General features: G+C 36.6%; 9 protein-coding genes. 3 read left to right on the forward strand and 6 right to left on the reverse strand.

Annotated elements, in window-relative coordinates; genetic code table 11:
* Positions 1–202: 202 nt before the first annotated feature.
* The 3 genes from HOG71_04645 to HOG71_04655 all read left to right on the forward strand — a co-directional run bounded on the left by HOG71_04645 (position 203) and on the right by HOG71_04655 (position 6,103).
* Positions 203–670 (forward strand): CoA-binding protein, encoded by a 468-nt coding sequence (locus HOG71_04645; GenBank protein MBT5990119.1) that lies wholly within the window; start codon positions 203–205, stop codon positions 668–670.
* Between the two features lie 576 nt (positions 671–1,246).
* Positions 1,247–2,374: a hypothetical protein gene (locus tag HOG71_04650; GenBank protein ID MBT5990120.1), complete on the forward strand. Its 1,128-nt coding sequence runs from the start codon at positions 1,247–1,249 to the stop codon at positions 2,372–2,374.
* A 3-nt stretch (positions 2,375–2,377) separates the two neighbouring features.
* Positions 2,378–6,103 carry an ATP-binding cassette domain-containing protein gene (locus HOG71_04655; protein ID MBT5990121.1) on the forward strand — a complete coding sequence of 1,242 codons (3,726 nt, stop codon included), beginning with the start codon at positions 2,378–2,380 and terminating at the stop codon, positions 6,101–6,103.
* A 284-nt stretch (positions 6,104–6,387) separates the two neighbouring features.
* Here HOG71_04655 and HOG71_04660 read toward each other — a convergent pair whose 3' ends face one another.
* The 6 genes from HOG71_04660 to HOG71_04685 all read right to left on the reverse strand — a co-directional run bounded on the left by HOG71_04660 (position 6,388) and on the right by HOG71_04685 (position 13,954).
* Positions 6,388–8,301: a CocE/NonD family hydrolase gene (locus HOG71_04660; protein MBT5990122.1), complete on the reverse strand. Its 1,914-nt coding sequence runs from the start codon at positions 8,299–8,301 to the stop codon at positions 6,388–6,390.
* A gap of 59 nt (positions 8,302–8,360) precedes the next feature.
* Positions 8,361–9,302: a PorP/SprF family type IX secretion system membrane protein gene (locus tag HOG71_04665; protein MBT5990123.1), complete on the reverse strand. Its 942-nt coding sequence runs from the start codon at positions 9,300–9,302 to the stop codon at positions 8,361–8,363.
* A 74-nt stretch (positions 9,303–9,376) separates the two neighbouring features.
* On the reverse strand, positions 9,377–10,339 hold the full coding sequence (locus HOG71_04670; protein ID MBT5990124.1) for an ROK family protein: 963 nt from the start codon (positions 10,337–10,339) through the stop codon (positions 9,377–9,379).
* 62 nt (positions 10,340–10,401) lie between these two features.
* Positions 10,402–11,913 carry a T9SS type A sorting domain-containing protein gene (locus tag HOG71_04675; GenBank protein ID MBT5990125.1) on the reverse strand — a complete coding sequence of 504 codons (1,512 nt, stop codon included), beginning with the start codon at positions 11,911–11,913 and terminating at the stop codon, positions 10,402–10,404.
* Between the two features lie 82 nt (positions 11,914–11,995).
* Positions 11,996–12,517 carry an isopentenyl-diphosphate Delta-isomerase gene (idi, locus tag HOG71_04680; protein ID MBT5990126.1) on the reverse strand — a complete coding sequence of 174 codons (522 nt, stop codon included), beginning with the start codon at positions 12,515–12,517 and terminating at the stop codon, positions 11,996–11,998.
* 354 nt (positions 12,518–12,871) lie between these two features.
* Positions 12,872–13,954, reverse strand: a complete 1,083-nt coding sequence (locus tag HOG71_04685; protein ID MBT5990127.1) for a T9SS type A sorting domain-containing protein — start codon at positions 13,952–13,954, stop codon at positions 12,872–12,874.
* Between the last annotated feature and the right edge of the window lie 464 nt (positions 13,955–14,418).

The raw sequence follows: 14,418 nt of genomic DNA on the forward strand, positions 1-14,418 counted from the left end.
AACTGCTTTAAAATATATTTAATTATTCTCTTCATTCCTTTTTTCAAAGCGTAATTATTATACAAAAATAAGGCTTTCATCATTAATCGGTATGGAGTTACTTAAATCTTAACTGATTGTAGTAAATGACTCTTTTTTTCATTATATGTTCAGTATCTGTATATAATTTCTATATTTCTTGTTGAAACAAAGCACATTAGAAATGAAAAAAACAGTTGACAACTTCAAAAATCAAAAGCATATTGCAGTGGCAGGTGTTTCACGTACAAAAGGTAAATGGGGAAACGCGCTTATGAAGGAATTGGATAAGGTGGAAATTACAACTTATCCTGTAAATCCACATGCTGACGAAATTGATGGAAAGAAATGTTACAATGATTTAAAATCATTACCTGCTGAAGTAAAATCTTTGATTATTTCAACCAAACCAGAAGCGACACTCCAATTGGTCAAAGATGCAATAGATGCAGGAATTGAACGAGTCTGGCTCCAAAAAGGAGTTGGTAAAGGTTCAGCCACTGATGAGGCGATTGAATACTGTAAAGAAAATAATCTGGACTATGTGTATGGTTTATGTCCTATGATGGAGTTTGGATCAGGTATGCATAAATTCCATTATTGGATGAGAAGGAATTTGGGCTCTATGCCGAAGGAAATGAAGATGGCTTAATTTTTCCTAATATTGATTCAAGAGTTAAGCGAAGCGTCTCTTGGATCGTTTAATAATAAAAAGTCTCGAGACTTTGTCCCCCTGATCGATTTCAAAGGCAAAGCATTTTCGCAGATGTCTGAACCAGCAGATTGCTTCGTTTTTCATGTCCCATCACTGTCTCTCGAAGAGGACAGTGATGAACTGAACCTTAATTAACCGTAAGCTGTTTGTAACTTCAAGCAACGAGCAATTGAGAATTGAAGATAGTGTAATTTTTCCTAATGTTGATTCAAGAGTTAAGCAAAGCGTCTCTTGGATCGTTTAATAATTAAAAGTCTTCAGACTTTGCCTCCCTGATCGTTTTCAACCGCAAAGCATTTTCCCAGATGTCTGAACTAGCAGATTTCTTCATTTTTCATGTTCCATCACTGTCTCTCAAAGAGGACAGTGTTGGACTGAACTTTAATTAATACTAGGCTATTCGAAGCTTCAAGCTACGAACAACATTGTCATCACAATTAAGGAACAGCAATTCGTGAAAAGCTAATTCTAAGAGTTTTTCATCGAAAGCCTACTTTTGTAAGAAAATCAATTGTGTCAAAGTTTATTTCAATTAAAGGAGCTCGGGAAAACAATCTGAAAGGAATTGATGTTGAAATTCCTCATAATAAATTTGTGGTTATTACAGGAGTTTCAGGTTCTGGAAAATCTTCGCTTGCTTTTGATACGATATTCAGAGAGGGACAACGAAAATACCTCGAAACATTTTCATCCTCTGCCCGGCAATTAATTTCAAAACTTCAAAGACCAAACGTAGAATCCATTGAAGGCTTAACCCCAACCATTGCAGTGAATCAGGCAACTGTAATTAGAAATCCACATTCAACTGTAGGGACACTAACCGAACTTCACGATTATCTGAGATTACTATTTGCCCGATTTGGGCACTCAAAAAATGAAGAACTCAAAGTTGAAAGACAACTATTCTCCTTCAATCATCCAAAAGGAGCTTGTCCTAATTGCAAAGGTTTGGGCGTTGAAGATAGAATTTCAGAAGACTTACTTATTTCTGATCATTCAAAAACAATACGTGAAGGTGCATTGGTGATTACTGCTCCAAATGGTTATATCATTTACTCTCAGGTCACACTAGATGTGTTGAATCAGGTTTGCAATGCGCATGGTTTTGATATTGATATCCCCTGGCATGAAATGACCCGGGAACAAAAAGACATCATTCTTTTTGGCAGTGATATCATTACCATTCCTTTCGGCAAACATACGCTGGAATCGAGAATGAAATGGTCGGGAATAACAGCTAAACCGCGCGAAGAAGGTCATTACAAAGGCATTATTCCGGTTATGGAAGTTATTCTGAATCGGGATAGAAACAAGAATATTTTGCGCTTTGTAGAAAGTAAGAGCTGTTCTGTTTGTGAGGGAGCCAGGCTAAACACCGATGCTCTCTCGGTTCAATTTAACGACAAATCAATTGCTGATTATAGTGCATTAAGCATTGAAGAATTAGAGCAATTATTTTCAACAACAACACTATCTGAACATATTGGAGTTAAATCAATCAGTGAAAAAATATGCGGTAAAACAAAGCTTCTGAATAAACTCGGACTTTCCTATTTGACAATGGATCGTTCATCCACTTCGCTATCAGGAGGGGAAGCCCAGCGCATACGATTGGCCAATCAAATTACTAATGGCTTGTAAGGTGTGACTTATGTTTTTGATGAACCCAGTATTGGCCTTCATGATAGCGAACAGGACAAATTATTGGAGGTTTTGCACAGTTTGGTAGAGAATGGCAATTCGCTTATTGTAGTTGAACATGATGAAAAAACAATTCGTACTGCAGATCATTTAATTGATATTGGTCCTGATGCCGGCACGCAAGGCGGTGAACTTGTTTTCTGCGATACAATAGAAGAATTATTGAATCCTGCAAATGAAATTGATAATAGTCATACGCAAAATTGGCTTTCAGGACGAGATAATATAAGCAGCAAAAAGCTTCCTTTGTCAGATGAGAATAAGAGTTTCTGGCTTAAAAATGCATCAAGAAATAACCTAAAAAGCATTACAGTGGAATTCAAGTCCAAAGCTTTGAATGTTATCTGTGGTGTTTCAGGAGCTGGAAAATCTTCCTTGGTTGAATCCTTAATTGAGAAATCCATTATACCCAAAACACATGGAGCTGAAATTTTCAGTCAGCATGTATTTATAGATCAAAGTCCGATTGGCCGAACTCCACGTTCAAATCCGGCTACCTACACCAAGGTATTTGACCTGATTCGCAAGCTTTTTGGAGAGCTGGCTGATTCGAAAAGTAAGGGCTGGGACAAAAGCCGTTTCTCATTCAACGTGAAAGGAGGACGCTGTGAGGAATGTGAAGGTGCTGGCTATCAGCAAATTGGTATGCACTTTTTAGGCAATGTGGATGTGATCTGTCAACATTGCAATGGGAAACGATTTAATGCAGAAACGCTGGCTGTTAAATACCATTCGCAAAGCATTAATGATGTTTTGGAAATGACGATTGATGAGGCTTGTCTGTTTTTTGAGGATCAAAAAGCTATCTTGAAAATCCTCCAAACCATGCAGGAATTGGGATTGGGGTATATAGGTTTGGGGCAGTCATCAACCACCCTTTCAGGAGGAGAAGCACAACGAATAAAATTAGCATCTGAACTTTGGAAATCAAGCAAAGGACAAACTTTGTATATACTGGATGAACCCACTACAGGCTTGCACCACAAGGATGTTAAGGCTTTAATACGATCACTGCAAAGCCTTGTAAATAATGGACATACGGTCATTACCATTGAACATCATGCTGAAATGCTCAAAGCAGCAAATTATTTGGTGGAACTCGGCCCCGGAAGTGGCACGCAAGGAGGTGAACTTGTTTTTTCAGGAAGTCCTGAACAATTGATTAATGAAAACAAAACCCTCACCGCTAAGGCACTTCAGTTATCTCATCAGTCCATTTCAAGAAAAGAAAGAAAGGCATTTGAAGCAGATTTCATCAAGCTTAAAAATGTATCCACACATAATTTAAGAAATATTGATGTCGATATTCCGCTGGGGAAGATGACAGTGATTACGGGTGTTTCAGGTAGTGGAAAGTCGTCATTGGCTTTTGATACACTTTATGCTGAAGGACAAAGACGATTTTTGGAGAGTGTTTCAACTTATGCCCGAACATTAATGAAAAGCATGGATAAACCAGATGTTGAAGAAATTCAAAATCTGAATCCGGTTGTTGCCATCGGGCAAAGGAATTCCAATACCAATGCTCGATCTACAGTTGGTACTTTGAGTGAAGTTTACGATTATTATCGCTTGTTGTATTCTCGAATTGGCTATATCATTTGTCCTAAATGCAATGCAAAAGCAGTAAACGGAATATGTGTATGTGGATGGAAAGTTGAAAATAAAGCAACTGCCTCTCATTTTTCGTTCAATCATGAAAGTGGCGCATGTCCTGTTTGCAAAGGACTTGGAACACTTACTGTTTGTGATCAGGAAGAGTTGATCTCTCATCCCAATAAATCCATTTTTCAAGGAGCAATGGATGGACATAAAAGCGGGAAATTCTATGGTGATTTTCATGGACAATATGTGGCTATTTTGCAAAGCATATCTAAAGAGAATTCTATTGATTTTGCAAAGCCATGGGATGAATTGGATGAAAATGCCAAGCAAATTGTCCTTTTTGGTACGGGTGAAAAAGACTATAAAGTTGACTGGCATTACAAGCGAAAAAACATGGAAGGAGTTGAGAAATTCACAGGCAAATGGGTTGGCTTTTGTCACTTAGTCAATGCGGAATATCAGCGAAAGCATGCCGATAAAAGGGCAGATGCTATGTTGCCTATCATGAAAGAAATCAAATGCTCTTCTTGCAATGGTTCTCGATTAAATAAGCAAAGTTTTGAATATCTTTTCCAAGGGGTAGATATTGCTGAGCTTTCATCAAAAACGATTAACGAAAGCATACTGTTCTTTAGTCAAATAGATCAGGATAAACTTGATTCTACAAGTCAAATTGTGTTGAATGATATCTTACCTCCGGTTTTGCACAAATTGAATATGATCAGTAAAGCTGGTTTGTCCTACTTAAATATAAATAGAACTATCTCAACCTTATCGGGAGGAGAATCTCAACGATTGCGTTTGGCTTCCTCCTTGGGAACAGGACTTTGCGGAATAACTTACATTTTGGATGAACCCACTGTGGGCTTGCATCCCAGAGATACTCAAAATTTGATAGCCATTCTTCAGGAACTGAAAAAACAAGACAATACATTGGTCATTGTTGAGCATGATGAAGATGTTATTCAGGCTGCAGATCATGTGATTAAGTTGGGACCGAGTGCTGGCAATTTTGGTGGCCAAGTCCAGTATGCTGGAAAACCGGAAGCATCCCTGCAAACTATAAAGAAAGAATCAAAAACACTTAAGTTGGACTTCAATATTAAAATTCAAAAAGCAAATGCAAATAACCTGAAAGATTTTGATGTTGAACTTCCATCCAATGGTATGACTGTTTTTACAGGAGTCTCAGGAAGTGGCAAAACATCGCTATTGTTTAGCGTATTGGCTGATTCAGCAGCTCAAGGAAAAGCGATTAATTGTCAACAGATTAGTGGTTTAGAGCAATTCGATTCCATTATTCCTGTAACACATTATCAGGTGAGCAATCATCCATCCAGTATAGTTGCTACTTTCACAGGAATCTTTGATGACATCCGAAAACTATTTGCAGATACAGACGAGGCAAAAAAAATGAATTTATCCAAATCTCATTTCTCGTTTAACAATAAAGCAGGCTATTGCGACAATTGCCAAGGTTTAGGTCAAACAAAAATCAGCATGGATTTTCTGGCTGATGTCTGGTCGGTTTGTGAAGAATGCAGGGGGAGAAGATATAATTACCAAGTACAAAGTGTAAAGTTAAAAGGCAAAAGTATTTCTGATGTGTTGGACATGAGTATTGACTCTGCCAAAGACTATTTTGAGGATAGAAGTCTTAAAGGTAAAATCGGATTGCTACAGCAAACAGGTTTAGGTTATTTAAAAGTCGGACAAACAACCCGAACACTGTCAGGAGGAGAAAGTCAACGATTAAAATTAGCTTCAGATATTATTAATGGCAAAGGAAATAAAAACCTTTACCTATTCGATGAACCAACAAAAGGACTTCATAGAAAAGACATTGATGTTCTCCTGCAGCTATTCAACAAACTAATTGCTCAAGGACATTGCTTATACATCATAGAACACAATCTTCAAGTAATTATACAAGCAGATTGGGTAGTTGATTTGGGTCTGGAAGGTGGGGATGAGGGAGGAGAGATTGTTTTTCAGGGACTATTGGCTGATTTGATCAAATGTGATGAAAGTTATACGGGACTACATGTCAAACAAGCTATCTAGCTTGTTTGACAGCGTTGTTCGTAGCTTGAAGCCACGAACAGCAATGGAGACAATGATGGGACAAAAACTGGTTCAAGGATTAGCGTAGCGGTTCTTGGCCCTTTTTGTTTATGTATATCGGAAGTGTACGCTTCGTTGTTCATAGCTAGAATTTAACTCAACCCCTAACCCCTTCTCTGAAAAATCAAAGAAGGGGAATTGATCCTACTTCAAAACTAGAAATTGATATATTATTAATTGGAGTACATACTGTCCCTATTGTTCGTAGCTTGAAGCACCGAACATTAATCCACCTTGATAAATTTTGAAACGCTGGTTTGAGTTTCACCATGTACTTTAATCAAATATACTTGAGGGTTTAATGCAGAAATATCCAAACTGAAAACTTCATTACTCCTCATTTCTCCTTGCATCAATTCTTTTCCCCGCATATCAAAAATGGAATAGGTAAATGGAGGTTGGAGGTATTGAGGATCGATAAAGAGGGTATTTTGGGTAGGGTTAGGGTAAGTTTTGATTAATGATTTTGAGTTAGATTCTTCAATTGCTCCTAAAAAATGATATCCATCAAAGTATAATCTTGAAGGATAGTTCTTTCCAAAATATAAATAGTTATGAGCTACTAATGAGTCTCCTGATGTATATAAGTCTTTACCATTGTTTAGATTAATATCATATCTGGGATAGTTTGAAGAAGTAACAACTAAACTCAGATAGGCTGCAGGCTCCTTATAAAAATAAATTGTATAAGGTAGTTCTATTGTAATCTTATATATTTTTCCCGGTACTATTGATTGGGTGTCTGATGTACTGAATCCTTTTTTGAATCTCATTCGATAGATTCCATCTGCTACAATATAGTGTTCTGAAGATGGATAATATTCTTCAGACAGACATAATCTGACAGAAAAATCAGTATCATATCTGTTTGAAGAAACATAAAGGTCAACTTTAGGCTTTCCCAAAATTTCTAAAAGCTTTGGAAATCCAGAGCCATCTGTGAAAATTGCGTAATCGCTTCTTCCAAGAACACTGTTGCTAATATTCCAAGGGCCTTGTTTTAAATCAAGTTTCAAGGTTGGTCCTCCAACAGTAGGGGAAGGATCTTTTGGATCATATACTAAAAGAATTGAATCATTTCCATAGGGCTTACTACTAAGATGTTTATTCTCATTCAAATAAAGGCTAATTGTATCATGATTTGACAGATTTTTAAATTCATCTATGTCTTCAATTTGAATAGGCGTGTAGTGCGCGTAGTGCTTAGAGATATCATTAAAGATATACTTCTTATTAATAGGCCACCCATTCTTTGCTCCCCTCAACCAATAATCAAAAAACAAAAGAGTAAAACTATCACTGACACCTTCTGCTTCTGGGAATTCGAGTTCGCCCACTTCTTTTTTGCCAACCGAATTGTGCGACCAGGGGCCAACGAGGAACTTATGCAAATCTCGAACGGAAGGATCAGAGGCTTTAACCAAGGTGTCAAACAGATCAAACATCAGATCAATATTGTGATCAAACCAACCCCCGATCAAGAACATTGGGACTTTGATTTTGTCAGGATACATGTTTGCATTTTCGACATATTGCCACCAGATATCATAATACGGATGTTGAAGCAAGGTATTTTTCATGTTGTAACCTAAAGCATCCAGTTGATCAACATATTCAGTGCGCAACACACCATTGGGAAAATATTCCTGATAATTAAACTGAGACCCAGCAACAATAGGCACAGCACACGTATGATTGGGATGTTGTTCTTTTACAGTTAGGTATTGTATTTTTCCTAATGCAGATGGTCCCCATGTCCCAATTTTTCCATCACTCCAGCTTTGTTTACAAATCCAATCAATAACATCATAGCCATCTTTACCTCTTTCAGGAAGTGCTTTACAGGATGCTGCGGATCCATAAAAACAACGCCAGTCAACAATAACCACTGCATAAGGACTGTTTTTAATATCCTTTCCAATTTGAAGTGGAAGTCCCATGCGATAATATAAACGGTTGTATGGTGTTTGAATCAGGATAACTGGATATGTTTTTCCAGTATCGGGTAAATAGATATCGGCTGCCAGTTTTTTTCCATCACGCATTGTAATAGAATCGGTAATGGGTGTTAGCACCTGTGCTAAACTTAATTGACAAATGATAAGAAATAGTATGACAAAGATGCTATGCTTCTTCATATTTGTAAATTGATTTTCTTTCAAAATTAATGCATTAGACACTTCAAAACCTTAGAAGTTTAGAACAGGCCTAATCCATAACCGGACTTTCGGTTTACGCGTATGGATGGTCTGAAATAAACGCCCAATTCTCCTGAAGATTTTATACCAACAATAACATCTGACATATTAAAACCATGTGTATACAGAACTCCAAATCGCTTAAAATAATAAGCAGCAGACAAGGAGACACTTGTAGAGTTTACTGAAGTATGTCCATAATGAATACCAAGAGCCAGTCTGTTCAAAAGTAAATCAAACTTATAATGCATTTGAACAAAGGATTGCTGTTTCATATAGACTACTGACGGTATAAATTTGATTTTTTTTGTCAAACCAAATACATAGGATCCGAATAAATGAAATTTAGGATTGTTATACTTAAAATAAGCTGCATCATGAAATAAAGCTGATTCATTGAAATGAGAAAATGCAACTGCACTAGAGAATTTCTTAATTCTGAATAATAGGCCAAAGGATGCATCCAAATTCGCATAGTAAACATCACCCAATGCAGGGTCAATCCATAATCCTGTTTTTGGATTAAAGGCTATATCGTTTGAGGTCATTTTTGAAACATCGATGAATGTATTGTTAATACCAAAACCTATTCCTGGCTGAATAGAGAATTTCTTTGAAATATTGATACGATAGGAATACTGAATATTAATATCTCGATGAAAAGTAAAATGATTTGTATTATTTAATAAACTATAAATTCCAAAGCCACTGTTTATTTTATCAATAGAAAAGTCATATCCAATATATGTTCCTTGATTTGAGTTTGACAAACCTGGCCACTGTTTTCGGTAATTTACGTTCAATTCAGGATAATCTGAAAAACCAGCATAAGCAGGATTATTATACAATCGGCTCCTTGAATAATGAGAAAAATTGATATCCTGTGCAAAGCTGCTTAAGAAAAAAAGTAATAAGGAGAGGGTTGTAATTATTTTTTTCATCTTTTTACATTTCTTATTCGAATATACGTAAAATGAATGAAAACGCTTAATTGTAATTTGTTACATAGTGGGGATTATAGGAGTTCTTTCCAAACCAATGCACTGGCTCCCAATACAGCAGCATGAGCTCCTTTAAGGGATGAAGGCAATAGTTTTACTTTCTTCTTATAAATGTTGAGAAGAGATTTTTCCATGTGTTTTTTTGTGGGTTTGAAAATTAACTTGCCTGCCTGTGCCAGTCCTCCAAAAAGAAATATTGCCTTTGGGCTTGTATAAGCGATACTGTTGGCTAAAGCTTCTCCTAATACTTTTCCAGTGTAATCAAAAGCTTCGATAGCGATAGGATCTCCCTTAAAAGCAGCTTCATCTATCATTTTTGCTGAAAGACTTTTAATTGTATGTCCGTTTAACATGGAATCTTCACCGCTTTCTGAAAGTAGTTTCAGAACTGTTCTTTTAATGCCTGTAGCCGATGCATAGGTTTCAAGGCAGCCTCTTCGTCCACAGCCGCATTTTCGTCCATTGGGTGTTACAATTACATGTCCGATTTCTCCTGCAAATCCATCATGACCATAAAGCACATTCCCATTTACGACAATGCCACTCCCGAGTCCGGTTCCCAATGTTATAACGATAAAGTCTTTTAATCGTTTTGCCCCACCATACATCATTTCTCCCATAGCAGCAGCATTGGCATCATTGGTTAAAACCACAGGAAGTCTACTGAGTTTTTTGAATTCTTTAGCTACCGGAATAATGCCCTTCCAACTTAGGTTTGGAGCAAATTCGATGGTTCCATTGTAAAAATTGCCGTTTGGAGCACCTATTCCGATCCCTTTAATATCAATTTTGGTTTTGATTGTTGCAGCCACTTTTTCAATTGATTCCCAAAGTGCTTTAATGAAATCATGGAATTCCAAAAATTCTGCAGTCCGAACACTGCCTTCTGCAAGACATTTGCCTCTTTTATCAATAAATCCAAATACTGTATTGGTACCTCCAATATCAATTCCTATGGCAATTTCTTTGGTTTTCATAGCCGCAGACATATCTAATTTTATCCAAATTTACTGGAATATTATTTAGAATTTATCGGATACTAGTACTTTATCAGTTTAGCCGTTTCAACATGCATGTTGTCGATTAGCTTTAAGAAATATATGCCTGATGGATAATTGCCAATATCGATGATAGCCATTTGATTTTTTGTACTGTTTGAAAGAAGCAATTTTCCAGACTGATCATATACAAAAACATCGAGTTTTGAAGCATTTTGAGAAATGATGTTAAATACAGCTTTGGATGGATTTGGGAAAATCTGGTAGCTTATTGCTTTATTGTCTTCAGAAAATTCTGGTTGGCTTAGCACTCCCCCATATTCAAAAGAACCTATATCCGTTTGTCCAATTCTTGTAGCACCTCTTTGGTCTTTTTCTGGTGCATTCAGGTTGGTGCCTGCATCAATTGCCGGACTGCCATCTAATAAGCTGTAATAGGAAGGCTCAAAAGGAATATCGCTTAGATGATCAAACTGCGGATCTGTTCCATTTAGATTACTATCGCCTTCTACAGCAATACTACTATCTGAAAGAATGGTGTATTTTCGATAGATTAGGTTTTTGCCCCCATCACTAAAGTCAAAATAGTTATCAGAAGTGCCATTTGCAATGATACAATTGGACATGTAAAACTCATTTAAAGTACTATCGTTATAGGTATATGATTGTATTCCTTTTCCACAGGCAGCCTCATTCTCTGCAATAGTGCAATTGAATAAAATAACAGAACTTCTTCCGGCTGTAGATATTAATCCTATTCCTCCACCGCAGCCACTAATTGTATCTTGCTGATAAGCTTTGTTTCTAAAAATCGTCACATTTACAAAACTGTTAACATGATTCCCATTGGAGTTTCCAATAAATATGCCCATGCCATTGAGAAGCTTTGTCTTACTTGTTAGTTTATTGTTGCCTATGGATGAGTTAACAATTAAGGAGTTAGCGTTTTCTATTTGAATACCACCTCCTTCTTCATCGGCTTCATTATTTTCAATTCTACAATTATTGATGTTTAGAATTTCACCTATGTGATTAATACCACCTCCTCTTTCAGTTGCTGAATTAAATTCTATTGCTGTTTTGTAAAGGCTGAGTGTTGCACCAATCCCATTTCGGATGGCTCCTCCATAAGTCCCCTGACATCCATAAATAGAACAATTATTCAGGTTCAATATTCCTAGATTTTCAATAGCTCCACCAGATGCATCAACATGTCCAAATCTCAAAGAGAGGGTTTTTATAGTAACCGTATTTCCAGCCAATATGGTAAATATTCTTCTGTCTGCTACCAATCCTTCCTGAGTTGCTTCAATATAAGTCGACTCTTTTCCTTGACCTTGAATGCATATATCCATATTAAGCACAATACCATTTTGTGGAATCCCATCTTTAGAAATCACACCATACACATTCAATGTATCGCCTGGCATTGCTATCGCTAAAGCAGAGGTAATGGTTGGATAGGTGGTTCCTTTTTCAACGTGAATTATTGTGGCTTGTGTATATAAGGTGATACTGAAAACCAATATAACAGATGCAATGACTTTCTTCATAATTGACAGGTTTAATCGAAAAGAATTATGAGTAAAGATAAAGAAAATGAGAATTCTGTGAAATGGAGTTAATAAGCAGAAATTATTTAAGCTCAATATGTTCGTAATATTTATTGAAAATGATTTTGAACCATTCGGTGTAGAGACCAGGATTGTTGGTTATGTCCTTTTTAACATCTTCAGCCTTCATCCATTTGTAATTACAGGCTTCTTCAGGATTTAATTCTGGCTCATCGTTAGAATGGCCTATAAAAACATGATCGAGTTCATGTTCAGTAAGTCCTTGCCCAACATCAGCTTTGTAAACAAACCAAAAGGCTTCTTCAATTTCTGTTGTCAGGCCAATTTCTTCTGGCATGCGCCTTAGTGCAGCTTCTTTATAGGTTTCTCCTTCTCGTGGGTGACTGCAACAGGCATTGGTCCATAACAAGGGTGAATGGTATTTGCTTGTAGCTCTTTGCTGAAGCAAGGTTTCTCCTTTGTTGTTGAAAATAAATACTGAAAAAGCACGGTGAAGAACAGCTTTTTCGTGGGCTTCCATTTTGTTCATCAGACCCATTACTTCATCTTGTTCGTTTACGAGTACTACTTTTTCTTCAGCCATTGGTTTGTGAAATGAATTAATTGAAGTGCAATTTAAGGGGAATTTGACTCACCCCCTTAATCCCCCTCTCTAAAAAATCAGAGAGGAGGAAATAGATCGTGCTTCAATTTGTTTTTAGTATTGAGAGATGTGCTTGTAAAGAAAAGAGGGTTTTGTGGATTTTGAATTGAACTCTCTTTTGCGTACACTGAAGCAAAAGTAGAAACAAAGTTCTAAGCCCCTCTCCAATAAATCAGTGAGTAGGAATGGGTCATATTCCTATATCATTGGCAAACCAAATCCCTCACTAGCACAATCTATTCTCCTCTGTACGAAGTAGAGAGGGGCTAGGGGTGAGTTCATTTCGTTCATCTATTATTCAATTAAAATCTTAGATAAACTTATTCCTTTTTCATTTTTTGCCTGAATGAAATAAATCCCTGATGGCTGTCTGATTTCAATTTCTAAAAGTCCGGTTTGTGAACGATCAATTTCCTTGAAGTAAACCTCTTGCCCCATTTGATTAAATACGGAAACTGAATGGATGGCTTGATTTGGGTTTTGGTTTTCAATGGTGAAGTGGCCTGAGTTTGGGTTGGGGAATATCGTATAATTCAAATGATTATTTTCATTAATGCTATAGGGAACAGATTCAATATAAATTCTAAATTCTTTAGATTTATTTCCAGATGAATCTGAAGCAATAAACGAAATATAATAGAATCCCAATGAATGGTCTTTAAGGAAATGTGAATAATAGTTACCGCTGAGATCAACAGTGACTTCTTTATCATAGTTATCAGCTACAATTATTGAGTCCAGTGGGTTGAATTTCAAAGAATCCCAGCGATATACATAATAGAAAACCTGACCTTTCCATTCAATTACTGGAGGAGTTCGATCCAAAACCCAGACTTCTCGCGTTAGTGTATCAGAAGAATTTCCTTCACAATCCACTGCCCAAATTTTATAAGAACCCAATCCAAGAATAGAAGAATCAATTGATCCGGAGGTATATACTTTTATACTACTTTCATCACAATAATTATCAATTACTAGATATCCCCAGTCAATAAAAGAATCATACACTTCAATTGTGTCTATTGGTTTCAATAGTACCAATGTAGGTGGTTCACGGTCAAAGACCTGAACAGCACAAGTCTTTGTAATTGTATCATAATTTGTTCCCCTACCGATAATCAGGCTGATATCATGACAACCAGTTTTATTAAAACGTCCAATAACAATAGAATCGTTCGGAAATCCTGAAAGAGGATGAAATGAAGTATTTGATACAATCCATTCTAAGGATGTATAATTTGTTGAAAGATTAATTAAATAAACTGAATCATAAAAATTTGGAGCATTGTCACTTACCATAAACGAATCAATATTCTGTGCATTTAAAAAATTGAAAAGAGCAAACGAAAGTAGTATTGTAAAGAGTGTGTTTTTCATATAAATAGTTTTTGTTAGTGTAAAGATAGAGAAATATTAGGAAACGTAAATCCCTGACAGGGTTTAGAACCCTGTCAGGGGTAATATGCTCCCACGAACAGCCAAGGGAGGTCGAGAATGGAAATTTAGCCATGGGTTTACCCTCGGCTAATCCGTTCATCACTGTCCTCTGCAAGAGACAGTAATAGGATAAAAACTGGTTCAAGGATTTGCGTAGCGGTTCTTGGACCAGTTTGTATATCAGAAATGTACTTCTTGAATCCTAGTTGAAACAGTCTCAAATAGAGGGAATTACTGTTCTCTCTACAAAACAGTAATGGCACAAAAAAAAGGTACTGTTTAAATAACCAAGTAAAAGACGAAAAAAGTATCTTTACATAAGAAGAAGATCTTTCTATGAAAGACTATCTTGCGTAGCCTTGGCAGCATTTGGCAAGGCTACTTTTTTGTATCCTGGAACAAAT

The sequence above is a fragment of the Bacteroidota bacterium genome, from assembly GCA_018698135.1.
Taxonomy (GTDB): Bacteria; Bacteroidota; Bacteroidia; order CAILMK01; family JAAYUY01; genus JABINZ01.

Coding starts and splice junctions, on each gene's coding strand:
- HOG71_04685 (MBT5990127.1), bottom strand. CDS start 13,954: ATGAAAAACACACTCTTTACAATACTACTTTCGTTTGCTCTTTTCAAT.
- HOG71_04670 (MBT5990124.1), bottom strand. CDS start 10,339: ATGAAAACCAAAGAAATTGCCATAGGAATTGATATTGGAGGTACCAAT.
- HOG71_04660 (MBT5990122.1), bottom strand. CDS start 8,301: ATGAAGAAGCATAGCATCTTTGTCATACTATTTCTTATCATTTGTCAA.
- HOG71_04645 (MBT5990119.1), top strand. CDS start 203: ATGAAAAAAACAGTTGACAACTTCAAAAATCAAAAGCATATTGCAGTG.
- idi (MBT5990126.1), bottom strand. CDS start 12,517: ATGGCTGAAGAAAAAGTAGTACTCGTAAACGAACAAGATGAAGTAATG.
- HOG71_04665 (MBT5990123.1), bottom strand. CDS start 9,302: ATGAAAAAAATAATTACAACCCTCTCCTTATTACTTTTTTTCTTAAGC.
- HOG71_04675 (MBT5990125.1), bottom strand. CDS start 11,913: ATGAAGAAAGTCATTGCATCTGTTATATTGGTTTTCAGTATCACCTTA.